This is a genomic window from Achromobacter sp. K91, assembly GCF_003576205.1.
Classification (GTDB): domain Bacteria; phylum Pseudomonadota; class Gammaproteobacteria; order Burkholderiales; family Burkholderiaceae_B; genus Achromobacter; species Achromobacter aegrifaciens.
In genome coordinates, this window is record NZ_QWFB01000011.1 from 1 (window position 1) to 23990 (window position 23990).

A 23990-nucleotide genomic window follows, 5' to 3' on the forward strand; every position below is an offset into this window, starting at 1 on the left:
CGCATCAAGCTCAAGCTAAAAGGCCTGAGCCCGGTGCAGTACCGAGCTCAGGCCTTCGGCCTTTAGCTTCTGACCATCCAACTTCTGGGGGTCAGTTCAGACTGCGTCCTTTTACTTCTGGATGCGTTTGCCCTGCGCGTCGATCACGGCTTCGCCGTCTTCCTTGGCGAAGGCGCCTTGCTGCGGGGCGGGCAGGATGTCCAGCACCAGTTCCGACGGGCGGCACAGGCGCGCGCCCAGCGGCGTAGCGACAAAGGGGCGGTTCAGCAGGATGGGGTGCTGCTCGATCGCGTCCAGCAGCGCGTCGTCCGAGAGGGAAGCGTCGTCCAGGCCCAGTTCCAGGTAAGGCGTGCCTTTCTCGCGCAGGGCCTCGCGCACGCTGACGCCGGCCTTCTTGAAGAGTGCCTTCAAGGTGGCGCGCGAGGGCGGCGTTTCCAGGTACAGCACGACCTCCGGTTCGATGCCGGCGTTGCGGATCATGGCCAGGGTGTTGCGCGAGGTGCCGCACTTGGGGTTGTGATAGATGGTTACGTCGGACATGGAAGCTCCTCTTTCCGGTAGATCGTCATGCAAGGCTGTGAGCATAGTGCATCCGCGCCGGCGCTTCAGGCCCGCAGCTTCTTGCCCAGCCGCCGCCAGCCTATCACCGCGCCGGTCAGGCTGAGCGCCGCGCCGCCCAGGCTCAGGAACACCAGGAGGGCGTCCCACAGCGGACGGCGCGACAAGAGGCCGGTCCAGTCCCAGCTATGCAGAAAGGCAAACAGCCAGCGGCTGGTGCGCGAACCGCTGTCCTGCCGGCTCACGATCTGTCCCGTGCGCGGGTCCAGATAGACCCAGGTCGCCTGCGGATCGTCATAGATCAGCCGCCATACGGGTAGCGGCTTCTCGACATGGCCAAGCATCGCGTGCTCGTCGCGGGCGTAGTAATAGAAGTCGTAGGCCTGCAGCGTTTCGGCGCTGGCGAGCCGGGCGCCGGGGACCAGCCGGGCGGCGGCGGCGCGCAGGGCCGCCGGGTCGAACGTGTAGGGCTGCGCGTTGCCGGCCGACAGCACCAGCGGGGCGCCTGCGGCGCTGCGCGCCAGCACCACGTCCTGGCCGTCGGCGCGGGCCCAGCGCAATTCGCGCGGGGCGGCGGGCAGGGCTGCGATCAGTTCCCGGGGCGTGGCCAGCGTGTTCCCCGGCGCGCCGGCATAGGCTCCCTGGGCCAAGGGCGGCGCTCCGCTGCTGAACAGCTTCCACGGATTCATCGACATCAGTCCGCTGAAGATCCAGGTGATGGTGATGGCCGCGAACAGCAGGCCGCTCAGGTGGTGCCAGCGCATCATGTTTTCGCGGTAGGGCGAACGGCTGCCGCTGGCATAGGGCCGCGAAAAGCGCCAGCGCAGGATGCCGACCACCGTGCCCGTCACGGCCAGCAGCACGCCTGCGACCGACAGCCACACCACGATGTCGTGCCACCAACCGTCCAGCGCATTGCCGCGGAACGGATACAGCCAGTGGATCCAGGCGCCCGCGTAGTTCCAGACGCGTTCGGCGCGGGTGGCGTCCAGCACCACCATGCCCGTGGCGGACGAGATGTAGAGCCGCGTATGCGCGGGATCGTCCAGGTCCACCCGGTGCAGCGGCCGGTCGGGGCCGAGCGCGCGTGAATGGGTGTAGGCGTCTTCGTCCACGGTACCCAGGTAGCGGGCGGCATACTGGCCTGCCGACCAGGCACGGGCCGTGGCCAGCGCGGTCGCGGCATCGGCCGGGGGCAACAGAGCGCCGCTGGCGGCGTCCACCATCCTGGGCGCGCGGCGCGCCTCGCCGGGAATCACGTAGACCGGCGCGCCGCCGCGGGCGGCGGTCAGCGCCATGCCGGCGGCGTCCTTGGCTCCCGCCGCCGCCAGCGCCTGCGCGGGTGTGACACTGATCGCCCCGGAATCCAGCGCGGGCAAGTGCGTCAGGCGTTCCTGCGGCGTGAGCTTGGGATAGCCCACGTACATCATCACCACGCCGGAGATGAACCACATGGCGAAGAACAGGCACAGCACGATGCCCGCCCAGCGATGGATCAGGTACAGCCAGCGCTTGGCGCGCGCCGGCAGCGGCGGCCCGGCGCGATGGCGGGCGGAGGAGGGTAGCGTCGTGTTCATGGCGGTCTGTCCTGGCGCGCCGCTCAGAAGCGGGCCTGCAAGGTGAGCTCGAACGAGCGGGGCGCGCCCAGGTAGTACATGGTCGGCGTCGCGTTCGCGGCATAGACCTTGTCGGTCAGGTTGCGCACGCGCGCCGTCACGCTGAGGTTGCGGTTGATCCGGTGCGATAGCGCCGCGTCGAACACGGTGTAGGACGGCGTCCAAACGGTGTTGGCGGCATCCGCGTACATGCGGCCCACGTAGCGCGCGGCCATGCTGGCGGTCCAGTCGGGCAGGAAGGCATAGTCCAGCCAGACGTTGGCCAGGCGGCGCGGAGTGTTGGTGGGCACGTTGCCGTTGCGCGAGACCGCCACGCCGCCCACGGACTGCGAGAAGTCGTCGTACTTGGGATCGACGAAGGCGACATTGCCCTGCAGGGATAGCTGGGAGGTCAGCTGCAGGCCGCCGGCAAGCTCGATGCCGCGCGCCGATTGCGCGCCCACGGGCACGCTGACGCCGGGATTGTTGGGGTCCGAGGTCGCCATGTTCTTGCGCTTGATCTCATAGAGCGCCACGGTGGCTGAACCGCGGCCGTCCCAGAAGTTGAACTTGCCGCCCACCTCGGCCTGCCTGCCGGTGGTGAGCTTGTCATTGTTCAGCACGTCGGCGAACGAGGCGGTGGCCAGGATGCCCGAGGGAGGATCGGCCGCGGTGGCGTACTGCGCGTACAGCGAGGCCTCCGGACTCAGCTCCCAGTTCACGCCCAGCCGTCCGGTCAGCGGCGAGTAGCTGCGCTGCGCGCTGGCGGGCGAGGCGGCGGTGACGGCGCGGCGATTGGTCAGGTCCATGTCGATGAAGTCCTTGCGCAATGCCGACACGATGGCCACGCCCGGCAGCACCGTGGTGCGGTTCTCCATCGTCAGCGCCAGCGTGCGGATGCGGTTGTCGCGGTCGGCGACGTGGCCGCGCTTCATGCCGGGGATGTCGTAGAAATCGCCGGCCGAAAAGTCGTAGGGATCCACTGCGTCGACCTGGCCGGGCAGGCTGGTCGGATAGCGCGTGATCTTGTTCTGGCTGACGTCCACGCCGAAGGACCAGTCGCTGGGCAGGCCGGCCAGGGTGGAGCGGTACAGGCCCTCGACGCGGTTGCCTATCAGGCTTTGTTCGTGCCGTTGCAACAGCGCTCCGGAACGCAGCACCAGGCTGTTGCCCGCGTTCAGGCGGTAGTTCTCCAGGTTGCGGTAATCGCGCTCGGCGCGATAGTAGTAGAGCGTGTTCTTGAAGGTCAGATTGGAGCCGGCGCGCCATTCGGTCAGGGACCGCGCCCACAGCACCGACTGCTCGTACAGGCCATCGTTGACGTTGTAGTTCTTGAAGCGCGTGCCATCCAGGATGCGGCCCGTGCCTTGCACCACGCCGTTGGCGTCGGTTTTCAGCGGCGTGCCCCAGTAGGGCCGGTCCACCTGTTCGCGCTGGTACTCGAAGGCAAAGGTCTGGGTCACGTCGGCGCCCAGGTCGGACAGTAGCGAGGCGGCCACCTGGCTGGCGCGGGAATGGTTGCCGTCGACCCAGCCGTGGCTGGAGCCGGTGTTGGCATCGATGCGCAGATAGTGGCCGCGGCCGCCGGGCTCGCCCGCCAGTTGCTGGTTCAGCCCCACCGACAGTTGGCGGCTGTCGAACGAACCCACGCGCAGCTGGCCGTCGTAGAAGGTGTCGCGTTCGGGCAGCTTGGTGACGTAGTTGATGGCGCCGCCGACCGCGCCCGCGCCGAACAGGAAGGTGGAGGGACCGCCGATCGCTTCGACCCGGTCGTAGATCCAGCTATCCACCGGCCGCGCCGCGATCGAGTCGTACTGCACGGAAATGCCGTTAAACAGTTGCGAGACCTGGCCGCCGGAGAATCCGCGGTAGCTGACCGCGCCCGCGTTGCCTGGGGGCGAGGCGTTGTCCACGCCGGGGATGCCGCGGGCGATCTCCTGCGTATTCAAGGATCCGCGCGCCTCGATCTGTTCGCGCGAGATCACGGTGACGCTGGCTGGCGTTTCACGCAGGGTCAGGCCCAGCCGGCTGCCCGTGCTGTCGCGCACGTTCAGGTCGATGGGGCCGTTGGGCGCGGGCTCTTCGGAGGCGGCGCCGTGCACGGTGGTGGGCGCCAGGGTGGGCACGGCGGGTTCCGTGGTCAGGGCCTGGGCGGAGCCGCTGGCGAGCGCGCCCAGCAGCAGGGTGTAGGTCGTGGTCTTCTTCATGTCTGGAACCGGTGGTCCGGCCCGCGCGCTCGGCGGCCCTCGCAAAGCGGGCGGGGCTGGCCGGGACGCATGAGCCTGAATGACGGCACGCATCCGGGCGCGCCGGGAGGCGCGGACGGAACGTGGCGGCGGGATAACAGCGGTGGACGCAAACCGGCCGCCGTCAGGCGGCGGGGCGCGCCGGCTCAGACCGCGGGCGGTGCGCGCGGCTGGGCCGCGCTCCAGGCATGAAGAGGATGGGCCGCGAGGAAGAACAGCGGCGGATACGTGATGGCGCGGCCGAGAGGGGCTGGCACGACGGGAACGGGCGCGGGCAGAATGCCCACGTCAGCGTTGGGGTTGCGGCAAAGCGGGCAATGATGGCTGTCGCCGTGATCGTCCGCCTGGGTGCCGTCATTGCTGCCGCCCGGCACCTCCAGGGTCAGGGATGCTTGCCCCGCGCCTTCGCTGGTGCAGAAGTCGACGCTGATGCGATGGGCGTTGTGGCTGGCCGGAGACAGGCTCAGTGCATGCGCCAGCGACGGCGCCAACGACGCCCACAGGATCGCGACGAGCGCGATCCACACGGCGGGGCGGGTCAGGTAGGCAGCGGAGCACATGGCGCCCGATTATATCGGAGCAGATGGGGCTGCCGTCCAGCGTTTGCCAGGAATAATCGAGGTCCGGCGCGGACCCTAAACCGACAGATGCCGCCGCACATCCTCGCCGTCGATGGCGTCGCGGTCGCCGCGCGCCACCACGACGCCGCGCGACAGCACCACGAACTGATCCGCCAGTTCGCGAGCGAAGTCGAAGTACTGTTCGCACAGCAGGATGGCGATGTCGCCGCGCTGGCGCAGCATGTGAATGACTCGGGCGATGTCCTTGATGATGGACGGCTGTATGCCTTCGGTGGGCTCGTCCAGGATGATGAGCTTGGGCTCGGCCACCAGAGCGCGGGCGATGGCCAGCTGTTGCTGCTGTCCGCCGGACAGGTCGCCGCCGCGGCGCGACAGCATGGTCCGCAGCACGGGGAACAGCTCGTACACCTCTTCCTTGATGCAGCGCGCGCGCGCCGCCGGCTTGGTCGCCATGCCCATCAGGATGTTCTCTTCCACCGTCAAGCGGGCGAAGATGTCACGGCCCTGGGGTACATAGGCCATGCCGCGCGCCGCGCGCTGGTGCGGCGCCAGGCGCGTGACGTCCGCGCCGTCGAAGGCGATGTCGCCGCGCGCCACCGGCAGCACGCCCATCACGCATTTGAGCAATGTGGTCTTGCCCACGCCGTTGCGTCCCAAGAGCGCCAGGCATTCGCCCTGGCGCACGGACAGCGACACGCCGCGCAGCGTATGGCTGCCGCCGTAGTATTGGTCGATCGTGTTCACGTCCAGCATCTCAGCGCCCCAGATAGACTTCGATGACCCGCGGATCGGCCTGCACCTTGCTCATCGGCCCTTCGGCCAGCACCGAGCCTTCGTGCAGCACCGTGACCTTGCCGTCGCCCGCGATCTGATTGACGAAATCCATGTCGTGCTCCACCACCATCAGCGAATGGCGTCCGCGCAATTCGTTGAGCAGCTCGCCGGTGCGTTCGGTCTCGGCATCGGTCATGCCCGCCACCGGCTCGTCCAGCAGCAGCAATTGCGGCTCCTGCATCAGCAGCATGCCGATCTCCAGCCACTGCTTCTGGCCGTGCGACAGCAGCCCCGCGGGCAACGCCGCTTCGGGCCGCAACCGGATCAGGTCCAGCGTCTCGCCGATCTTGTCGGCCTGTTCGCCGCTCAATCGCGCGAACAGCGTGGGCCGCACGCGCTTGTCGGTCTTCATCGCCAGCTCCAGGTTTTCGAACACGCTGTGCTGCTCGAACACCGTGGGCCGCTGGAACTTGCGGCCTATGCCGGCATGCGCGATCTGCGCTTCGTTCAGCGTGGTGAGGTCTATGCTCTGGCCGAAGTAGGCCGTGCCCGAAGTGGGCCGGGTCTTGCCGGTGATGACGTCCATCATGGTGGTCTTGCCAGCGCCGTTGGGGCCGATGATGCAGCGCAGTTCGCCCACGCCTATGTCCAGCGTCAGGTCGTTCAAGGCCTTGAAGCCGTCGAAGCTGACCGTGATGCCTTCCAGGTAAAGGATGGCGCCGTGGCTGGTGTCCAGGCCCTTGGGGCTGACGCGGCCGTAGCCGGCATCGCCGCTGGGGCCGCCGTCGAGCGCGGCGGATTCGATGTGCGTGCTGCTCATGCCTTGTTCCCCTGGATGCGGGCGCAGATGCGGCGCGCCAGGCCGACGATGCCGGTGGGCAGGAACAGCGTCACCAGCACGAAGATCAAGCCCAGCGCGTACAGCCAGAATTCCGGCAGTACGCTGGTGAACCAGGTCTTCAGGCCGTTGACGGCGCCCGCGCCGATGATGGGGCCGACCAGCGTGCCGCGTCCGCCGGTGGCGACCCAGATCACCATTTCAATCGAGGTCTCGGTGGACATCTCGCTGGGGTTGATGATGCCGACCTGCGGCACGTAGAGCGCGCCGGCGATGCCGCAGAGCACCGCGGACAGGGTCCAGACGAAGAGCTTGAAGCCCAGCGGGTCGTAGCCGATGAAGCGCAGGCGGCTCTCGGCATCGCGCACGGCAGTGAGCACGCGGCCCAGTTTGCTCTGCGTGACCGCGCGCGCAAGGACCAGCGCGCCTGCCAGCGCGGCCAGCGTGATCCAGTACAGCGCGGCGCGCGTGCCGGGCGCGGTAATGTCGAAACCCAGGATGCGCTTGAAGTCGGTGAAACCGTTGTTGCCGCCGAAGCCCGTGTCGTTGCGGAAAAAGAGCAGCATCGCGGCGAAGGTCAGCGCCTGCGTGATGATGGAAAAGTACACGCCCTTGATGCGCGAGCGGAAGGCGAAGTAGCCGAACACGAAGGCCAGCACGCCCGGCACCAGCACGACCAGCAGCATGGCGTACCAGAAGTGCTCGGTAAAGGACCAGTACCAGGGGTAGCTCTTCCAGTCCAGGAACACCATGAAGTCGGGCAGGTCGCTCTGGTAGACGCCGTCGCGGCCGATGGCGCGCATCAGGTACATGCCGTGCGCATAGCCGCCCAGCGCGAAGAACAGGCCATGGCCCAAGGACAGGATGCCCGCATAGCCCCACACCAGGTCCAGCGCCAGCGCCGCCATGGCGTAGCACATGAACTTGCCCAGCAGCGCCACGACATAGGCCGACACATGCAGCGCATGGCCGGGAGGGAAAGCGAGATTCAGCAAGGGCAGCAGCGCCAGGAGAGCAACTGCCGCGGCCAGGGCCGCCCACACCCGCCCCGAGTACAGCGGGCGGCGGGTCAGCAGATTCAGGTCAGTCAGCGCGTTCTGTTTCATTCGACGCTCCGGCCGCGAGGGGCGAACAGGCCTTGCGGCCGCTTTTGGACGAACAGCACGATGAGCGCCAGGATGGTGATCTTGGCCATGACGGCTCCGGCATAGGGCTCCAGGAATTTGTTGACGCCGCCCAGGCCCAGCGCGGCGATGACGGTGCCGGCGAGCTGGCCCACGCCGCCCAGCACCACCACCATGAACGAATCGACGATGTAGCCGCGGCCCAGGTCCGGTCCCACGTTGCCCAGCTGCGACAGCGCCGCCCCAGCCAGCCCGGCGATGCCGGAGCCCAGGCCGAAGGCCAGCATGTCGACGCGGCCGGTGGGCACGCCCACGCAGTCGGCCATGCGGCGGTTCTGCGTGATGGCGCGCACGAACAGGCCCAGGCGGGTGTGGTTCAGCAGCGCCCAGACCAGGAACACCACGAAGAAGGCGAAGCCGATGATGACCAGGCGGTTGTAGCTCAGCACCAGTCCGCCCAGTACCGTGACGCCGCCAGACATCCAGCCGGGATTGCTCACCTCCACGTTCTGCGCGCCGAACAGCGTGCGCACGCCCTGCATCAGGATCAGGCTGATGCCCCAGGTGGCCAGCAGCGTTTCCAGCGGCCGGCCATAGAGCCAGCGTATGACGGTGCGTTCCAGCGCCATGCCGACCAGCGCCGTCACGGCGAAGGCCAGCGGCAACGCGGCCAGCACATACCAGTCCAGCCAGCCCGGCAGCCAGGCGCGGAACGCCGTCTGCACTACGTAGGTCACATAGGCGCCTATCATCAGCAGTTCGCCGTGCGCCATGTTGATGACGCCCATCAACCCGAAGGTGATGGCCAGGCCCAGCGCCGCCAGCAGCAGCACGCTGCCCAGGCTGATGCCGTAGAACAGGTTGCCGGCCCATTCGATGGTGGCCAGGTGGCGGTCGATCTGCTTGAGCGCGTGGCCCGCGGCCTCACGCACGCCGGCGTCGGGTTCCGCGTAGGCGCCGTCGCGCTCCTCGGCCAGCGCGGCCAGGGTGGGACGGAATGCGGCGTTGCGGGTGGCGCCCAGCACCTCGACCGCATGGCGCCGCTTGGCGGGATCGCCGCTTTTCAATTCCAGGTTGGCCTGCGCGATCAGCAGCGCGTCGCGCACGACTTCGTTCTTTTCGGACGCCAATGCCTTTTCCAGCATAGGCAGGCGCGCCGGGTCTCCGGTCTGCTGCAGACGGCGCGCCGCAGCCAGGCGCTCGGCGGGCTGCTCGGAATACAGGCGCGAACCCGCCAGCGCCGCCTCGATGGCGCGCCGCAGGCGGTTATTGATGCCGATGGCGCCTGCGCCTGGGGGCAGCTCGGCGGCGGCGCCCGTCGCCGCATCGATGGCGCGCGCGCCGCCGTTGCCGATCAGCACGCGGCCGTCATCGGCGGCGTAGAGCCGGTCCTCGCCCAGCGCCTGCAGCACCGCTGCCGCCTCGGGTTCGGGCAGCTGGCCCAGCGCGGCAATCGCCTGGAGCCTGGCGTTCGTGTCGTCGCCGGCCAGCGGCGCAAGCAAGGCCGGGTCCACGCCGCTTGCCGCCGCCGGGGCGGCCGCGAGCGGCAGGGACACCAGCCATGCCAGCAGGAAACGACGCAAGTAGAGTGCGATTGCCGCGATGCGCATGGCTGCTTGTTCCCGGTGCGTTAGAGACCTTGCTTGCCTTCGTTGCCCGGGATGTACGGGCTCCAGGGCTGGGCGCGGATCGGACCCTTGCTCTTCCACACCACGCTGAACTGGCCATCCGCCTTGATTTCGCCGATGTAGACCGGCTTGTGCAGGTGGTGGTTGGTCTTGTCCATCTCGATGGTGTAGCCGTCGGGCGCGTTGAATTTCTGGCCGCCCATGGCTGCGATCACCTTGTCCACGTCAGTGGTCTTGGCCTGCTCCACCGCCTGCTTCCACATATGGATGCCGATGTAGGTGGCTTCCATCGGGTCGTTGGTCACCACCGTATTCGCGTTGGGCAGGTTCTTGGCCTTGGCATAGGCCTTCCATTTCTGGATGAAGGCGTCGTTCACCGGGTTCTTGACCGACTGGAAGTAGTTCCACGCGGCCAGGTGGCCCACCAGCGGCTTGGTATCCACGCCGCGCAATTCCTCTTCGCCCACCGAGAACGCCACCACCGGCACGTCGGTGGCCTTCAGGCCGGCATTGCCCAGCTCCTTGTAGAAGGGCACGTTGGAGTCGCCATTGATGGTGGAGATGACGGCTGTCTTGCCGCCCGTGGCGAACTTCTTGATGTTGGCGACGATGGTCTGGTAGTCGGAATGGCCGAAAGGCGTGTAGACCTCGTCGATGTCGCTGTCCTTGACGCCCTTGGAATGCAGGAAGGCGCGCAGGATCTTGTTGGTGGTGCGCGGGTAGACGTAGTCGGTGCCCAGCAGCACGAAGCGCTTGGCGCCGCCGCCGTCTTCGCTCATCAGGTATTCGACGGCGGGTATGGCCTGCTGGTTGGGCGCTGCGCCGGTGTAGAACACGTTCTTCTCGAGCTCCTCGCCCTCGTATTGCACGGGGTAGAAGAGCAGGCCGTTGAGTTCCTTGAACACCGGCAGCACGGACTTGCGCGACACCGAGGTCCAGCAGCCGAAGACAACCGCCACCTTGTCCTGGGACAGCAGCTGGCGCGACTTCTCGGCAAACAGCGGCCAGTTCGACGCCGGGTCCACCACCACGGCTTCGAGCTTCTTGCCCATCACGCCGCCATTGGCGTTGATCTCGTCGATGGTCATCAGGGCCACGTCCTTGAGCGACGTTTCCGAGATCGCCATCGTGCCCGACAGCGAATGCAGGATGCCGACCTTGATGGTGTCCTCGGCGGCGAGTACCTGCGGCATCCATCCGGACATGGCCAACAGGCTCACGGCGGTCAGTTGCTTAAGGGCTAGTCTGCGTTTCATGGTGACTCCTGATTGGAATGTGCCGGCCGTGCCGGCGAGAACGATCTGAAAACACACGACAACGAGGACCTAAAAGCAAAAGGCATGCCAACCGCGCGGGCACGTGCAGTCCGCTATATGAAAGGGGGTAGACGAAGGGCGCGCCACGGATGGCGGCGCGCCAGGCGGCACGGGCCGATCTGGTGCCGCGTGCACAACATGGGTGCGCGCGCCGCCCGCTGGCGGTGCGCGCATGTGGCGCCGCGGCGATGGCTTCGTGCCGCAGGCGGCCCCTTGCCGCAGGGAATCGGGGCAGGCGCGGGGCGGCGTCCGACATGGCACGCCGATTGCTTGGGAATCCGTACTTGTATACAAGAAAGGATTCCAGCATGAACGCCGTAGCAACGCACAAAGGCCCCGTCGCCTGGACGATCGCGCAGTGGCAGGCCGCCTATCGCAATGAGGGCGCCACGCCCGAGACCTTGTTGGCCGCCTGGGCCGAACGCGGCAACGCGCCAGACAATGCCTGGATCAAGCGCGTGGACGGCGCCATGCTGGCGCGGCAGCTCGATGCCCTGCAAGGGCTGCTGGAAGCGGCCAACGGCGACCTGACGCGGCTGCCGCTTTACGGCGTGCCGTTTGCCATCAAGGACAATATCGACGCCGCCGGCTGGCCCACCACGGCGGCCTGCCCGGAATTCGCATATACGCCCGAGGAAGATGCGACCGTGGTCGCCCGCCTGCGCGCGGCCGGCGCCATCCTGGTGGGCAAGACCAACCTGGACCAGTTCGCCACCGGACTGGTGGGCACGCGTTCGCCGCTGGGCGCGGTGCCCAATACGTTCAATCCGGACTACGTCAGCGGCGGCTCCAGTTCGGGTTCGGCTTCCGTGGTGGCGCGCGGCCTGGCCGCTTTCTCGTTGGGCACCGACACTGCGGGCTCGGGCCGCGTGCCGGCGGGGTTCAACAACATCGTGGGCCTCAAGCCCACCAAGGGGCGGCTCAGCGCGGCAGGCGTGGTGCCGGCATGCCGCACGCAGGACTGCGTGTCGGTGTTCGCGCTGACGGTGGACGACGCCGAACTGGTAGCCGACATTGCAGCGGGTTGGGACGCGCGCGACCCCTATTCGCGCGCTCAGCCTGTAGGGAGCGCAAATCCTTGGCCGGCGCAACCCAGGCTGGCGATTCCCGCGCAGCTGGAATTTTTCGGCGATGCGCAGGCCGCGGCGGCGTTCGATCAGGCCGTGAGCGACCTGAAGGCCAGCGGCGCAACGGTCGAACCCATCGACTTCACGCCATTCAGCGAGCTGGCGGCGCTGCTGTACCAAGGGCCCTGGGTGGCCGAGCGCTTTGCCGTCGTGGAAGCGTTGTGGAAGCAGAACCCCGAGGCCATCCATCCGGTGGTGCGCGGCATCGTCGAACAGGCCGCCAACTACAGCGCGCTGGACGCGTTCAAAGCCGAGTACCGGCGCGCCGAGCTGACGCGCGGCATCCATCAGACGTTGGCGGGCTTTGATGCGCTGGTGGTGCCGACTACGCCCACGATCTACACCATCGCCCAGCTCGAAGCCGATCCGGTGACGCTGAACTCGAGATTGGGGATCTACACCAACTTCACGAACCTGGCCGACCTGTCGGCGCTGGCGCTGCCCGCGGGCATGCGCGGCGACGGCCTGCCCGCAGGCATCACGCTGATCGGCATGGCTTGGCAGGACCATGCGCTGGCGCAGTTCGGACGCCAGTGGCAGGCGCGTCTGGCGCTGCCGCTGGGCGCCACCGGTGCGCCGCTGCCCGCAGCCGAGCATGCGGTCCTCCCCGCGCGTGACACGGTGCGCGTGTCGGTCGTGGGGGCGCACCTGCGCGGCATGCCGCTGAACCACCAACTGACCTCGCGCCGCGCCGTGTTCGTCGAAGCGGCGCGCACGGCCGGCGATTACCGCCTGTACGCCCTGGCCAACACCACGCCGCCCAAGCCCGGACTGGTGAAGTCCGCGAGCGGCGCGCCCATCGAGGTCGAACTCTGGGACGTACCGCTGGCCGCCTTCGGCGCCTTCGTGGCCGAGATCCCCGCGCCGCTGGGCATCGGCACGCTGGAGCTGGCGGACGGCCGCCAGGTCAAGGGATTCATCTGCGAGCCGCGCGGCCTGGAGGGCGCGCGCGACATCACGGAGTTCGGCGGCTGGCGCGCCTACCTGGCCAGCCTGGCCTGATCTCCGCTTTCGATAACCCGCAAGACACCAGGGAGTCGCACCGTGTTCGATACCGTTCTGATTGCCAACCGCGGCGAGATCGCCGTCCGCGCCATCCGCACCCTCAAGCGGCTGGGCATCCGCAGCGTGGCCGTTTACTCCGACCCGGACCGCAATGCCGCGCACGTGCGCGCGGCCGACGTGGCCGTGGCTCTGGGCGGCGAAAAGGCCGCCGACAGCTACCTGCGCATGGACCTGCTGCTGGCCGCCGCGCGCGAGCATGGCGCGCAAGCCATCTATCCCGGCTACGGCTTCCTGTCCGAAAGCGCCGAGTTCGCGCAGGCCTGCGAAGACGCGGGCATTGCGTTCGTCGGCCCTACGCCCTTGCAGATCCGCGAGTTCGGCCTGAAGCACCGTTCCCGCGAACTGGCGGCCGAGGCCGGCGTGCCGATGACGCCGGGAACGGGCCTGCTGGACAGTCTGGGCGCCGCGCTGTCGCAGGCCGAGCGCATCGGCTATCCGGTGATGCTAAAGAGCACGGCGGGAGGCGGCGGCATCGGCCTTTCGCGCTGCGACAACGAGGCCGAGCTGACTGCGGCCTTCGATAGCGTACAGCGCATGGGCGAGCACTTCTTCAGCGACGGCGGCGCCTTCATCGAGCGCTACGTCGACAATGCGCGCCATGTCGAGGTGCAGATCTTCGGCGACGGCGCCGGCCGTGTGCTGGCCCTGGGCGAGCGCGATTGCTCGGTGCAGCGCCGCAACCAGAAGGTCATCGAAGAGACGCCCGCGCCGCTTTTGCCCGCCGCCACGCGCCAGGCGCTGCACGCTGCCGCCGTGCGGCTGGGCGAGTCGGTCAACTACCGTTCCGCCGGCACCGTGGAATTCATCTACGACCCGGCGCGCGACAGCTTCTATTTCCTGGAGGTCAATACCCGCTTGCAGGTAGAGCATCCCGTGACGGAAGCCGTCACCGGGCTGGACCTGGTGGAATGCATGCTGCGCGTGGCCGCGGGCGAAGCGCTGGATTACGCCGCCATGTCGCGCGCGCCGCAAGGCGCATCCATCGAGGTGCGCCTGTATGCCGAGGATCCGCTGCGCCAGTTCCAGCCGTCGCCTGGCGTGTTGACCGACGTGTTCTTTCCAGAAGGCCTGCGGGTGGACGGCTGGGTCGCGACCGGCACCGAGGTGCCGGCGTTCTACGACCCCATGCTGGCCAAGCTGATCGTGCATGCCGGCACGCGCGAGGCCGCGCTGGACAAGCTGGCGCACGCGCTGGCCCGCACGCGCCTGCACGGCATCGCCACCAACCTGGACTATCTGCGGCAGATCGTGGATGACGCGCGTTTTCGCGGAGGCGAGCTGTCCACGCGCTTTCTTGAAACCTTTGCCTACCGGCCCGCGGCGATCGAGGTGCTGGCGGCAGGCACCTACACCAGCGTGCAGGACTACCCTGGGCGGGTGGGCTACTGGGACATCGGCGTGCCGCCCTCGGGCCCGATGGACGACTATGCCTTCCGCATGGCCAACCGCATCGTCGGCAACGCGTCCGACGCAGCGGGCATCGAGGCCACGCTGGTCGGCCCGACCTTGCGCTTTCACGGCGATGCCGTCGTGGCGCTGACGGGAGCGGCCTGCGCCGCCACCCTGGATGGCGAGCCCGTGCCCATGTGGACGCCGGTGGCCGTGCGTTCCGGCCAGGTGCTGACGACCGGCCGCGCGCTGTCGGGCTGCCGCAGCTATCTGGCGGTGCGCGGCGGCCTGGACGTGCCGGTCTACCTGGGCAGCCGCTCCACCTTCGTGTTGGGCCAGTTTGGAGGGCATGCCGGCCGCACCTTGCGCGTGGGCGACATGCTGCCGCGGATCCGTCCTGAGCGGGACTGCGGTGCCACCGCACCTGTGTCCGAACCGCAGGCCGCGCCCGCCGGCTTGATTCCGGCCTATGGCAACACCTGGCAAATCGGCGTGCTCTACGGCCCGCACGGCGCGCCGGATTTCTTCCGGCCCGAAGCCATTGAGGCCTTCTTCGCCGCGGACTGGGAAGTGCACTACAACTCCAACCGGCTGGGCGTGCGCCTGATCGGCCCCAAACCAACTTGGGCGCGCGAGGACGGTGGCGAGGCGGGCCTGCATCCGTCCAATATCCACGATTGCGAATACGCCATCGGCAGCATCAACTTCACCGGCGACAGCCCCGTGATCCTGACGCGCGACGGCCCCAGCCTGGGCGGCTTCGTCTGCCCCGTCACCATCGCCCGCGCCGAACTGTGGAAGGTCGGGCAGGTCAAACCGGGCGACCGGATCCGCTTCGTGCGCATCGACTATCAGCAGGCGGTGGCGCTGGAGGCGGCGCAGGACCGTTGCGTGGCCGAACTGGCGGCGCCCGCGCAGCCCACGCAAGCCTTGGCGCCCGCCGCCGTGCCGGAACCCATCGTGGCGGCGCTGCCGGCGCAGGGCGCGCGGCCTGCGGTTTCTTACCGCCAGGCGGGCGACGGCTACCTGCTGCTGGAATACGGCGACAACGTGCTGGACCTGGCGCTGCGCATGCGCATCCATCTGCTGATGGAGGCGCTCAATGCCGAGCCCATCGCCGGCGTGATGGAGTTGTCGCCTGGCGTGCGTTCGCTGCAGATCCGCTACGACAGCCGTGTCATCCTGCAAGGCGCGTTGATCGAGCGCCTGCTGCGGATCGAGAGCGGCCTGGCCGACGTGGCCACGCTCAAGGTGCCCACCCGCGTGGTCTACCTGCCCATGGCGTTCGAGGATTCGGCCACGCTGGGCGCGGTGCAGCGCTACCAGGAAACCGTGCGCGCCAGTGCGCCGTGGCTGCCCAACAATGTGGACTTCATCCGGCGCATCAACGGCCTGGCCAGCCGCAAGCAGGTCCGCGATATCGTGTTCGACGCCAGCTATCTGATCATGGGCCTGGGCGACGTGTACCTGGGCGCGCCCTGCGCGGTGCCGATAGATCCGCGCCACCGCCTGCTGACTTCCAAGTACAACCCGGCCCGCACCTACACCGCCGAAGGCACGGTAGGCATAGGGGGGGTCTACATGTGCATCTACGGCATGGATTCGCCTGGCGGCTATCAGCTGGTCGGACGCACCTTGCCCATCTGGAACAAATTCCTGAAGAACCCGGTGTTCCAGGACGGCAAGCCCTGGCTGCTGCGCTTTTTCGACCAGGTGCGTTTCTATCCGGTGACGGAAGCCGAACTCGATGCGTTGCGCGAAGACTTCCGCGAAGGCCGGGCCACGGTCCGCATCGAGGAAGAGGTGTTCGACTTTGCCGCGCACCAGCGCTTCCTGGCGGAAGAGGCCGACAGCATCGCCGCGTTCCAGACGCGCCAGAAGAGCGCCTTCGACGCCGAAGTGGCCTTGTGGAAAAGCGAGGATGCGGCGGTGGAGCAAGTGGCGGCCGACCCCGAACCCGACGCCGAGGCGGCCTTGCGCGAAGGCGAAAGCCTGGTCAGCGCCGACATGTGCGGCAACGTCTGGAAGATCCCGGTGCAGGTGGGTCAGAGCGTATCGGCGGGGGACACGCTGGTGGTGGTCGAGGCCATGAAGATGGAGCTGTCCGTCATCGCGCCGGCGTCGGGGACCGTGGTCGCGATCCGCTGCGTGCCGGGCAAACCGGTGAACGCGGGCGACCCGCTCATCGTTCTGGCCGAAGACGCGACCTGCCCCGTGGCCTGACCATGCGCCTGGAATCCGCGCTGGCCGCTCCCGCCATCCGCCAGACGCCGGCCTTGGCCGGTTCGCTGGCCGACCAGGTCTATCAGCGGCTGAAAGACGACCTGTTCGACTTCCGCGTGCTGCCGGGCGAGCGCTTCACCGAGGCCGAGGTGGCGGCGCGGCTGGGCGTCAGCCGCACGCCGGTGCGGCTGGGACTGGCGCGGCTGGAGCGCGAAGGCTACGTGCTGCCCCGTCCGCGCAGCGGCTGGCAGGTGCGGCCTTTCGACTTCGAACGCTTCGAGGCGCTGTACGACGTGCGCGTGGTGCTGGAGCAGGCCGCGGTGGAACGGCTGTGCGCGCGCGAGCACATGGACGAGGCAGGCATGCTGGGCGCGCTGAAGGACGTGTGGCTGGCGCCGCCGCGCCAGCGCATTCTGGACGGGCGGCTGGTGGCGCAACTGGACGAGGCTTTTCATTGTTCGCTGGTGGCCGCTGCCGGCAATCCCGAAATGGCGCAGATCCATCGCGACGTGACCGAGAAGATACGCATCGTGCGGCGGCTGGACTTCACCAAGGATTTCCGCGTGGACGCCACTTATGATGAGCACGCCGCCATCCTGCGCGCGGTGCTGGCGCGGCGGGCCGACGAGGCCACGCGCATGCTGCGTTCGCATATCGGCATGAGCCGCGCCGAGGTGCGCAAGATTACGCTGCACATGCTGCACCAGGCGCGCGAGCACGCGGGCGGCCGGGGCCTGGCGCTCCCCGACTAGCCCTGCAGCTGCTGGTAGACCTCCTGCGACACGCGCAGCAGCTCGTCGCGGCTGACTGCGCCGGACAGCGCATAGCCGAACTGTCCTTCGACCCAGTAGAACACCCGCACCGGGCCTTCCTGGGTGAACTGGAATGCCGTCTGCCCGCCCGCGGCTTCGCGGGTGACGTACAGCGTCAGGCGCTGGCCGTCGGCCGCCCCGTACATGAACAGCGCGACCGGTCCCGCGCCGCCGGGCAGCAGGCGGCCTCCCACCAGTTCATAGCCGGCCTGCGACAGGGATGGCGGGCGCATGGTCGCGCCCATGCGCTTGGTCAGCCAGGTCACCAGGCCTTTTTCGTTATCGGCGCCGACTTCCACGGGCCGGCCCATGTCGGGCGCGTAGACCGCGTGGGCGATGGCGGCGCGCTGGGCATAGCCGCCCGCAATGCGTTCGGGCGCGGCGGTCGCCAGTGCGGCCTGCAGCTGGCGGGCGTCCATGGCGCCGCGCGTGATCCAGGCGGCGCTGGCGCTGATGGCGGCGATCGCCACGCCGGCGGCCAGGGCCCGCCAGGGCCAGGGGTTCGAGGGCCGCGCCAGGGGCAGGCGCAGCGGCAGCGGCTCGTCCAGCACCGGGTCCAGCATGGCGTGCAGCAGGCGTCGTTGCTCGCGCCATTCGTCGACGCGAGCCTGGTCTTGCGGATGGGAGGCCAGGAATGCTTCGACCTCGGCGCGGCGCGTGGGCGGCAACTGGCCGTCCGCATAGGCATGCAGGTCGGCTTCGGTAATCGGGGTGCCCGCGCCGGGCACCGCATGGAGGCGTTTCTCGTTCATGTCATTTCACGCGATGGAGCTTGCTGACGGTGTCGCGCGCCTGCATCAGCGCGCCCAGTTTTTCGCGGGCGCGCGACAGGCGCGACATGACCGTGCCCATCGGCACGTCCAGTATCCGGGCGGTGTCCTGATAGGACAGGTCTTCCACGCATATCAGCAACAGCACTTCCCGCTGTTCGGCGGGCAGGGCTTGCAGGCAGCGGTCCAGGTCGCGCACCTCCAGGTGGTCTGTCTGCGTGGCGCGCACCGGGGCGTCGGGCAGTTCGCCCGGGGCGGTCTGTTCGGCCCGCCGGTTGCTGGCGCGCACGCCGTCGATGAAATGGTTATGCATGATGCCGAACATCCAGGCGCGCAGCTCGCCGCGCCGCTGCCAGCGCGAATAGCGGCTCCATGCGCGCTCCAGCGTGTCCTGGACCAGGTCGTCGGCCCGGTGGGGGTCGCCCGTCAGCCCGCGGGCATAGCGCCGCAGGCTGGGGATGCAGGCCAGGATCAGGGCTTCGTCTTCGGCGCGCATGGGTTGCTGCGTGTGATGGCGGACACCGTATCAGGGCTTGGCAACGTGCCAGACTTCCTTGAAGTTGTCGCCGGTCTTGTCGCCCGCCTTGGCGTCCTTGGCATAGGTGTACAGCGGCTTGCCCTTGCTGGCCCATTGCTTGCTGCCGTCGTCGCGGGTGATGACGGTCAGGTCGCCCATGGGCTTGGCGTCGGCGCTGGCCATGACGGGCGGCCAGATCTTGGCGCACTGGTCGTTGCAGGCGCTCTTGCCGCCGGCATCCTTGTCGAAGGTGTAAAGCGTCATGCCGGCGCTGTTGACCAGCATGCCGTCCTGGGTCTTGACGGCCTGGGCCTGGGCGCCGGCCGAAAACAGGGCGGCGGCGGAGATGGCCAGGGCTGCGGCGATGTGTTTGCGCATGGTGTGCCTCGTACGTAGATAGGGAAAGTGGGAGACTGCCCCCTACAGACGCTGCCGGTCCCGGCTTTATTCCAGCCGGGCTGAAAGAAGTTGCAAAGGGTCAGCCGGCCGGCCGGACCGCGCCGGGTTCGTGACGCATTTCATATTCCAGGTCGGTTTCCTCCACGGGGATGAAGCCCAGCGCTTCATAGAGGCGCCGGGCAGGGTTGCCCTTGAGCACGCTCAGGGTGACGGGGACGCCCTCGGCGTCGGCCTCGTCCAGCACGCCCTCCAGCAGGCGGCGGCCCAGCCCGCGGCCCTGGAAGGCGGGATCGATCTGGATCTGCACGATGCGCCAGCCTGCCGGGTCCCGGCCGTGCTTGAACAGGCCGGCGGGCCGGCCGTCCAGCCAGACGATGCGGGCGTCCTCGAAACGGTAACGGATGCGGGCCAGATGGTGGTCGTCATCCAGCGGCGCGCCCGCGCGCTGCAGGTGTTCCTGCATGGTGGTCTTGCGCAGGGTGAGCAGGAAGGGCAGGTCGTCTTCGGTGGCGGGTTGCAGCGCCAGGGAGCAGGTCTGGGTCATGGATGCGGGGGAAGTGGGGACGGCCGGCTGACGCGCCGGCGCGATTATCGGGTTATAGAGCGGTTGCGCCGCGGACGCCAGTCCGCCGCCTGGCGCTTTCAGCCCGCTCCTCGACGCCGTTGCGTCAACCCGCGCTGCCGTTGCGCGCGCACTCCCATCCCAGCTCTGCCAGCGGTTCCACCTTGGCGCCCATGGACCGGGCGTCGTCGGCTGCGGCATTGCCGCCCGAGGCGCGCGCGGCAACCCCTTGCAGGATGGCGGCCATGCGGAAGAAGCTGTAGGCGAGATAAAAGCCCCAATCGGACACCCCCGCAAGCCCGCGCGCCCGGCAATACGCGGCCACGACTTCGTCCTCGCTGGGGATGCCCAGCGCGGCGAGGTCGGAGCCGGCCACGCCGCGCCACAGCTGCGGCGATACGCGCCAGCACATGCTGTAGTAGGCCAGGTCCGCCAGCGGGTGGCCCAGTGTCGAAAGCTCCCAGTCCAGCAGGGCCAGCGCGCGGGGTTCGGTGGGATGGAAGATCAGGTTGTCCAGCCTGAAATCGCCATGCACCAGGCGCGTTTCGTCGCTGGCGGGAATGTTGCGCGGCAGCCAGTCGATCAGCGCTTCCATGGCGGGCAGGTCGGCCGCCGGCCGGCTTTCGCGGTATTGCCGCGTCCAGCGTGATATCTGGCGCGCGTAGTAGTTGCCTGGACGGCCATAGCTTTCCAGGCCCAGGGCCGCGTAATCCAGTTGATGCAGGGCCGCGAGCACGCGGCTGGTTTCCGCGTAGATGGCGGCGCGCTCGGCCGGCGCGAGGCCCGGCAGGGCGGGGTCGACGAAGCTGCGTCCCTGCACGTAGTCCATCAGATAAAAGGGCGTGCCGAGCAGGCTGTCATCGGCGCAATAGTCCAGCATGCGCGGCACGGGCACGTCGCTGCGCTGCAGCGCCCGCATCACCTGGAATTCCCGGTCGATGGCGTGCGCCGAGGGCAGCAGCTTGCCCGCGGGCTGCTTGCGCAGCACGTACTGGCCTTTGTCCGTGGTCACGACGTAGGTCGGATTCGATTGGCCGCCGGCCAGGCGGCGCAGCGCCACTTCCTCCGCCCGTCCCGCATACCCTGCGCGCACCAGGTAGGCGGCCAGCGCGTCCTGGCCGTCGATGGCGTCCGCCGCCGCGCCCGTCACGATTGCGCCCCGGCCGCGTCCTGCGCCTGCCAACGCCAGAAGTCGTCGCCTTCGTCCATCAGGAACCGAGCCAGCACCATCTTGTGCACTTCCGAGGCGCCGTCGACCAGCCGGGCCTGACGCGCGTAGCGGTAGATCCAGGCCAGCGCCGTATCGCGTGAATAGCCGCGCGCGCCGGTCAGCTGGATGGCGGTGTCGACCGCCTTGTGCAGCGTTTCGGAGACGACGATCTTCGCCATCGAGACTTCCTTGCGCGCGTAGCTGCCCTGGTCCAGGGCGACCGCGGCGCGCATCGTCAGCAGGCGGCCGATTTCGATCGCCATGGCGCATTCGCCCAGCATCCATTGCACGCCTTCGCGTTCGGCCAGCGCGGTGCCGAAGCTCTGCCGGGTCGCCACGTACTCGCGCGCGATCGCCAGCGAGCGGCGGGCCAGCCCCAGCCAGCGCATGCAATGCGTCAGCCGCGCGGGCCCCAGGCGGATCTGCGTGACCTTCAGACCGTCGCCCACGCCGAGCAGGCGGTTTTCGTCAGGAATCTCCAGTCCGTCGAATACCAGTTCGCAATGGCCGCCGTGTTCCTCCGGGCCCATGATGGGAATGCGCCGCTCGATGCGCCAGCCGGGCTGGTCCGCGTCGAACAGAAAGGCCGTCAGGCCCTTGCGCGGATCGTCCGAGGTCTTGGCCATCAGGATGAAGTGCTGCGCCACGCCGGCGCCGGTGATGAACCATTTCTTGCCATGCACCCGCCATGTGCCGTCTTGCAGGGTGGCGGTGGTGCGCATCATGGAAGGGTCGGAGCCGCTGCCGGGATGCGGTTCGGTCATGGCGAACGAGGAGCGCACCTTGCCGTCCACGATGGGTTGCAGCCAGCGCGCCTTCTGCGCCTCGGTGGCGACCTTTTCCAGCACCATCATGTTGCCGTCGTCGGGCGCCGCGCTGTTGAACACCACGGGTCCGAAGATCGACACGTTCATTTCTTCGTAGCAGGCCGCCATGCCAACGCGCGACAGGCCCTGGCCGCCGCGTTCGCGCGGCATCTGCAAGGCCCACAGACCGGCTTCGCGCGCGCGGCGGCGCAGCGGCTGCAGGACTTCCTCGCGGATGTTCTCGTGTTCGTCGTAGGAGGACGGATCCGCCTCCACCGGCAGGATGTGCGTCTCGACAAAGTCCTTGATGCGCAGGCGGTAGCTTTCGATTTCTGGCGTGAGGCTGAAGTCCATATTGCGTCCCGGAGTCAAAGCGTGGAAATGAGGTGTCCGCCGTCCACCACCAGGACCGATCCGGTCATGAAGGAAGAGGCGTCGGAAGCCAGCAGCAGCAGGGGAGCCGACAGCTCCCGCGCCTGCCCGAGCCGGCGCTGCGGCACGCGCCGGATCAGCGCCTGCCCCGCGTCGCTGGCGAAGAATTCGCGGTTCAGGTCGGTTTCTATGTAGCCTGGCGCCAGCGCATTGACGCGGATGCCGTGGCGCGCCCATTCCAGCGCCAGGGCCTGCGTCAGCTGGATCAGCGCGGCCTTGGAGGCGGCGTAGGCGGGAACCTGCTGGGCCACCCGCAGCCCCAGGATGGAAGCGATGTTGATGATGCTGCCGCCGCCGTGCGCCTGCATGTGGCGTCCGGCTGCCTGCGCCACCCGCCAGGTGCCGTTGAGGTTGACGTCGATCACGTCCATCCAGTCGGCTTCGCTGTGTTCCAGCGCAGGGCGCGCGGTGGTAATGCCGGCGTTGTTGACCAGGATGTCGATGGCGCCGCCCAGGCGCTCGGATGCGGCATCGAACAGACCCGCGACGCTGTCGGGCTGGGTCACGTCCAGCGCGATGGCGCAGGCCTGCCGGTCGGCGGCGGCCAGTTCCGCGGCCAGCTGCTCGCCGGCCTGCAGCCTGCGCCCGGCCAGAGCCACGTGCGCGCCCGCGGCGGACAGGGTGCGCGCGAACTCCGCGCCCAGTCCGCCAAAGGCGCCGGTCACCAGGGCCCGCTTGTTGCGTAGGTCCTCGAACATGCTCATCCTCCTTCCGGCGATGCCGCCGCGCGGGTCATGCAGGCTTGTACGCCGACGCTTCCACTTCGATCAGCCACTCGGGCCGCGCCAGGGCGCGCACCACGACCAGCGTCGCGGCGGGACGGGCCTCGCCCAGATAGGCCAGCCTGACGGGGCCGAGCAGCGGCAACTGGCTTTCATCCGTGATGTAGGTCACGACCTTGACCAGATCGCCCGCATTCATCCCCGCAGCCTCCAGCATGGCCTGGATGTTGCGCCAGGCGGCATGGGCCTGGGCTTCGAAGCCTTGGGCGAGCGCGCCCTCCGACGATACTCCCACCTGGCCGGCAATGTGCAGCCAGCGTCCGGGGCCTTCGGTCAGCACGCCCTGGCTGTAGGGGCCCAGCGGAGCGCAGACGCCCGCGGGATTGAGTGGTTGGCCTGCCATAGGGACTCCTCGTGAAAGATCAGGCCCGGCCCGCGCCGGGCAGCAGCAGATCGAGCGTCTTGTTGAACAGCGGATAGCTTCCGCCCGCGAAATCGGTCAGCAGATCGAAATGGTTGCGCTGCGGCACCACCAGGTTCTCCACCTCGTGGCCATGGCTGGCGCAATGCTGCGAGAAATCCCGGCTCTGGCCGCGAAAGCCCTCGGTTTCCAGCGCGCCGGCGGCGAACACCATGGGCACTTCGTACAACGCGACGCGTTGGTACAGCCCCAGGCTGCGGGCTTCGGCCGCGCTCATGTGGAGATCGCGGTTGATGGAAGTGCGCAGCAGCGGTTCCAGATCGAACAGTCCGCTCAAGCCCACGTAGCCGCGTATCCTGCCCGCCAGGGCGGGCACCAGGTCCCGGCACAGCGCGCGGGCGGCCATGTGCCCGCCGGCGGAATGGCCGGACAGCACGATGCGGCTGGCGTCGTAGCCGTGGCGCTCTCCCTGCGCGGTCAGCCAGGAGACGGCCGTACAGGCTTCGTCGACGATCTCGGAGACGCTCGCGTGCGGCGCCAGCGTGTAGTTGGGCAGCGCCACCGCGACGCCGCGCGCCAGGTACTCGTCGGCGATGAACGAAAAGCCGTGCTTGTCCAGGGCGCGCCAATAGCCGCCATGGATGAAGACCAGCAGCGGCGGCGCCGGCACGTGGTCGGGAACGAACAGGTCCAGCACGCTCGAGGGCCGCTCGCCGAAGCGCAGGTCCAGGCGCGCCTCGCGCCGGCTGCGCGTGTCGGCGCTGCGGCGCGCATAGGTAAAGTAGATTTCCTCGCGTTCGGGGTGCCGGGCGCGCAGGTTGTACTGCGCTTCCTGCTCCGGATCGATCGCCTGCTCCTGGGAAGAACACGTCATC

Annotated in this window: 22 protein-coding genes; 4 read left to right on the plus strand and 18 right to left on the minus strand. The window is 68.4% G+C overall.

Annotated elements, in window-relative coordinates; all coding sequences use genetic code 11:
• Positions 1-66: IS3 family transposase (locus DXK93_RS32570; RefSeq protein WP_370126299.1), on the plus strand; the 66-nt coding region annotated here is incomplete at its 5' end.
• 45 nt (positions 67-111) lie between these two features.
• Here DXK93_RS32570 and arsC read toward each other — a convergent pair.
• The 9 genes from arsC to urtA form a co-directional block, all read right to left on the minus strand.
• Complete coding sequence (gene arsC, locus DXK93_RS01950; RefSeq protein ID WP_054451627.1) at positions 112-540, minus strand: arsenate reductase (glutaredoxin); 429 nt, start codon at positions 538-540, stop codon at positions 112-114.
• Positions 541-605: 65 nt separating this feature from the next.
• Complete coding sequence (locus tag DXK93_RS01955; RefSeq protein ID WP_054451626.1) at positions 606-2135, minus strand: PepSY-associated TM helix domain-containing protein; 1530 nt, start codon at positions 2133-2135, stop codon at positions 606-608.
• 23 nt (positions 2136-2158) lie between these two features.
• A complete protein-coding gene (locus tag DXK93_RS01960; protein WP_054451625.1) occupies positions 2159-4360 on the minus strand; it encodes a TonB-dependent siderophore receptor in 2202 nt (733 codons plus the stop codon).
• 185 nt (positions 4361-4545) lie between these two features.
• Entirely contained in the window at positions 4546-4959 is a 414-nt protein-coding gene (locus DXK93_RS01965; protein WP_119449222.1) for a DUF2946 domain-containing protein, read from the minus strand.
• 75 nt (positions 4960-5034) lie between these two features.
• The gene (urtE, locus tag DXK93_RS01970; RefSeq protein ID WP_119449223.1) at positions 5035-5733 is read right to left on the minus strand and encodes an urea ABC transporter ATP-binding subunit UrtE; all 699 of its coding nucleotides are present in this window, start codon (positions 5731-5733) and stop codon (positions 5035-5037) included.
• A 1-nt stretch (position 5734) separates the two neighbouring features.
• Positions 5735-6574, minus strand: a complete 840-nt coding sequence (urtD, locus tag DXK93_RS01975) for an urea ABC transporter ATP-binding protein UrtD (protein ID WP_054451622.1) — start codon at positions 6572-6574, stop codon at positions 5735-5737.
• Positions 6571-7698, minus strand: coding sequence for an urea ABC transporter permease subunit UrtC (urtC, locus tag DXK93_RS01980; protein WP_119449224.1), 1128 nt, complete (start codon positions 7696-7698; stop codon positions 6571-6573). The genes urtD and urtC overlap by 4 nt, the downstream gene beginning before the upstream one ends.
• Complete coding sequence (gene urtB, locus DXK93_RS01985) at positions 7695-9326, minus strand: urea ABC transporter permease subunit UrtB (protein WP_119449225.1); 1632 nt, start codon at positions 9324-9326, stop codon at positions 7695-7697. The genes urtC and urtB overlap by 4 nt, the downstream gene beginning before the upstream one ends.
• Positions 9327-9346: 20 nt before the next feature.
• Positions 9347-10600 (minus strand): urea ABC transporter substrate-binding protein, encoded by a 1254-nt coding sequence (gene urtA, locus DXK93_RS01990; protein ID WP_054451619.1) that lies wholly within the window; start codon positions 10598-10600, stop codon positions 9347-9349.
• A gap of 368 nt (positions 10601-10968) precedes the next feature.
• On the opposite strand from urtA, the gene atzF reads away from it, so the two are divergent.
• The 3 genes from atzF to DXK93_RS02005 are packed head-to-tail and all read left to right on the plus strand — an operon-like array spanning position 10969 to position 17216.
• On the plus strand, positions 10969-12789 hold the full coding sequence (gene atzF, locus DXK93_RS01995; protein ID WP_119449226.1) for an allophanate hydrolase: 1821 nt from the start codon (positions 10969-10971) through the stop codon (positions 12787-12789).
• 42 nt (positions 12790-12831) lie between these two features.
• Complete coding sequence (gene uca, locus DXK93_RS02000) at positions 12832-16464, plus strand: urea carboxylase (protein WP_119449227.1); 3633 nt, start codon at positions 12832-12834, stop codon at positions 16462-16464.
• 2 nt (positions 16465-16466) lie between these two features.
• Complete coding sequence (locus tag DXK93_RS02005) at positions 16467-17216, plus strand: GntR family transcriptional regulator (protein WP_119449228.1); 750 nt, start codon at positions 16467-16469, stop codon at positions 17214-17216.
• Here DXK93_RS02005 and DXK93_RS02010 read toward each other — a convergent pair.
• From DXK93_RS02010 to DXK93_RS02050, 9 genes are all read right to left on the minus strand, one after another.
• Complete coding sequence (locus DXK93_RS02010) at positions 17213-18028, minus strand: anti-sigma factor (protein WP_119449229.1); 816 nt, start codon at positions 18026-18028, stop codon at positions 17213-17215. The two genes, DXK93_RS02005 and DXK93_RS02010, sit on opposite strands and share 4 nt — an antisense overlap.
• 1 nt (position 18029) lies before the next feature.
• Positions 18030-18542, minus strand: coding sequence for an RNA polymerase sigma factor (locus tag DXK93_RS02015; protein ID WP_054451614.1), 513 nt, complete (start codon positions 18540-18542; stop codon positions 18030-18032).
• 30 nt (positions 18543-18572) lie between these two features.
• On the minus strand, positions 18573-18941 hold the full coding sequence (locus DXK93_RS02020; protein WP_054451613.1) for a hypothetical protein: 369 nt from the start codon (positions 18939-18941) through the stop codon (positions 18573-18575).
• A 100-nt stretch (positions 18942-19041) separates the two neighbouring features.
• Complete coding sequence (locus DXK93_RS02025; RefSeq protein ID WP_054451612.1) at positions 19042-19506, minus strand: GNAT family N-acetyltransferase; 465 nt, start codon at positions 19504-19506, stop codon at positions 19042-19044.
• Positions 19507-19630: 124 nt separating this feature from the next.
• Positions 19631-20674: a phosphotransferase gene (locus DXK93_RS02030; protein WP_054452249.1), complete on the minus strand. Its 1044-nt coding sequence runs from the start codon at positions 20672-20674 to the stop codon at positions 19631-19633.
• Positions 20671-21894 (minus strand): acyl-CoA dehydrogenase family protein, encoded by a 1224-nt coding sequence (locus DXK93_RS02035; protein WP_119449230.1) that lies wholly within the window; start codon positions 21892-21894, stop codon positions 20671-20673. Before DXK93_RS02035 ends, DXK93_RS02030 begins: the two co-directional genes overlap by 4 nt.
• Positions 21895-21908: 14 nt before the next feature.
• A complete protein-coding gene (locus tag DXK93_RS02040) occupies positions 21909-22670 on the minus strand; it encodes an SDR family NAD(P)-dependent oxidoreductase (protein ID WP_054452248.1) in 762 nt (253 codons plus the stop codon).
• 34 nt (positions 22671-22704) lie between these two features.
• Positions 22705-23097: a RidA family protein gene (locus DXK93_RS02045; RefSeq protein WP_119449231.1), complete on the minus strand. Its 393-nt coding sequence runs from the start codon at positions 23095-23097 to the stop codon at positions 22705-22707.
• A gap of 19 nt (positions 23098-23116) precedes the next feature.
• Positions 23117-23989: an alpha/beta hydrolase gene (locus tag DXK93_RS02050; RefSeq protein WP_054451609.1), complete on the minus strand. Its 873-nt coding sequence runs from the start codon at positions 23987-23989 to the stop codon at positions 23117-23119.
• Position 23990: the final 1 nt, after the last annotated feature.